Source organism: Clostridium sp. (assembly GCF_036569345.1).
Taxonomy (GTDB): Bacteria; Bacillota; Clostridia; order Clostridiales; family Clostridiaceae; genus Clostridium_AD.
In genome coordinates this window covers 1-2190 of record NZ_DATCQT010000048.1, presented here as the reverse complement: position 1 = coordinate 2190, position 2190 = coordinate 1, and the positions used below count along the sequence as shown (strand labels likewise).

3 protein-coding genes are annotated in these 2190 nt (G+C 33.7%); all 3 read left to right on the top strand.

Features of this window, described 5'->3' with window-relative positions:
- The first annotated feature begins 242 nt into the window (after positions 1-242).
- Complete coding sequence (locus VIM70_RS04590) at positions 243-1037, top strand: CPBP family intramembrane glutamic endopeptidase (protein ID WP_331944552.1); 795 nt, start codon at positions 243-245, stop codon at positions 1035-1037.
- A gap of 255 nt (positions 1038-1292) precedes the next feature.
- A complete protein-coding gene (locus VIM70_RS04585) occupies positions 1293-1547 on the top strand; it encodes a hypothetical protein (protein WP_331944551.1) in 255 nt (84 codons plus the stop codon).
- A gap of 21 nt (positions 1548-1568) precedes the next feature.
- Positions 1569-2190, top strand: a 622-nt coding sequence (locus VIM70_RS04580; protein ID WP_331944550.1) for a YidC/Oxa1 family membrane protein insertase, incomplete at its 3' end; no start/stop codon positions are given.

Below are 2190 nucleotides of genomic sequence, written 5' to 3'. Positions count from 1 at the left end.
CGAGAAAAACGAACTTTGACCTTCCAAGCAAAAACACACTTTTTGGGACCTAAAAGTAGGTAAATGAAAACAGCCAAATCGTCGCCCAGGGGCGGATCTGGCTGAATATGAGGAAATAATATTTTTGTTACTTTCCGTAATAGCCCTTATAGGACCCAAGAAGGAGTTTGTCTCTGTTCAATTGTATATATAAGAAAATCTGCAATAGGTTATCTAATTGGAGGCGCAAGGAGGAAGAAACTATGTGGATTAATGTTGTAAAGGAATTTGGAGTTAAATTTCTGAGCTTTAATATACTAGGTGGTTCAGTAGTATACTATCTAGCAAAAATCTTAAAAATAAAATATCGTGGCTATAAATTTTCAAATCCTAAAAAAAGTGCTTTGTATGCAATTGCGGCAATAACAATAAGTACGTGTATGATTACGGGTCTAATGATTCTATCGAATTCAAAAAACACATCACAAGTAGCTTCAAGTGTACAACCGTATACGTATAATCTAGGTATGGTCATCAATAGTGCAATATCATGGCTAATTTTGCTATCACCCATCTTAATTATGAAAAAGGTTAGAAAGGAAACATGGGCGACTACAGGGGTTTCAAAGCATAATTATAAAGAGTCAATATTAATAGGAGCTATTCTTGGGATCATCACTCTTGTAATTGTTATTTTATACAGTTCAACAAGCTTAAGCGTAATTAGAGGTAATTTGAATTTAAGTGCCTTCTGGGCATTATTTAATTTTGCAGTTGCAGGATTCGCTGAAGAGTTTATGTACAGAGGATATTTGCAAATTCGTTTGATGGAGTGGATTGGAAAATGGAAGGGGTTAATACTCACTTCAATGGTTATGGCACTGATTCACATTCCTCAACGAATGGCATATGGATTATCACCTAATGAAGCGATTATAAGTGCAGTCTTATTGATACCAATGAGTTTAATAATGGGTTACACAATGATCAAAACTGAAAATATTTTAGCACCTGGAATATACCATACCTTTTATAATTGGATAAATGTATTAATGTAATATTTATTAGATAACGTTTATAGAGAATAACAAGTCATGACCATTTGTTGTCCTGTATTTTCCTCAACTTTCCATAACCCCAATTATAGGACTCAATAATTTATGGCTGGGGAATAACTTTCATGTGTCAATAAAGGGAATTTATACGAACAAGTTCGCATAAAAATCCATAATACAGACAATTAACATAACAACTTGTGAACGTTTATCAGTAAGTATATAATAAATTAATGTTTGATCAGGGGAGGTGCACCAGTGCAAATAGACAACAATGTTTGGTTACTATTACTTATTAATATTACAACGATACTAGCTTTATCTTGGGTAAGCTATAAATTTCTAAAAAGTAGTACACTTTATTCCAAAGTATCTGAGTGCAACTCCACCATATCGCAATTCATCTCCAGCGTATCAATAGTTTTTAAAAATAGATATTTGAGTATTAGAAGAATGATTAAAACTGATCCTGATGATGATCCTTCACATCACCTCCTTTTTTTACAAGCGTAAAAAAATTTAAGGAGGATTTTTGTGAATATTATTGTTGATGGGATGACTAGTTTATTAAATATGCTCTATAATTTTTCTGTTTCTGTTGGTTTCCCTAATTATGGTGTAGCGATTATGCTTTTGACGATCTTAATTAAAACCTTGATTTATCCTCTAACGTATAAGCAAATGGCGTCAATGCGGAAAACAATTGAGCTACAACCAAAGATTAAAGCTATTCAAGAAAAACATAAAGATGATAAGGAAAAAGCTAATGCAGCGGTCATGGAGTTATACAAGGAACATAAAGTTAATCCAATGGGCGGCTTCCTCCCAATTGTCGTTCAGTTGCCGATTCTTTATGGATTATATAGCACGTTAAAAAAATTTCCTTATGGAGGTTCAACTACTGCCGCCCATTGGTTTTTAGGTTATGATTTAATTAGAACCTATGGCTTTACCTCACCATACCATTTGCTATTGCCGATTCTTGCTGCTTTAACATCATACCTGCAAACTAAAATAACAAATCCAAATACTTCCGATCCAACACAAAAGACGATGTTATATATTATGCCGGTGTTTTCTGCTTATATTAGTGCCACGGTTCCAGCAGGTTTGGCTTTATATTGGGTAACCACGAATATTGTTTCGATTTTACAAC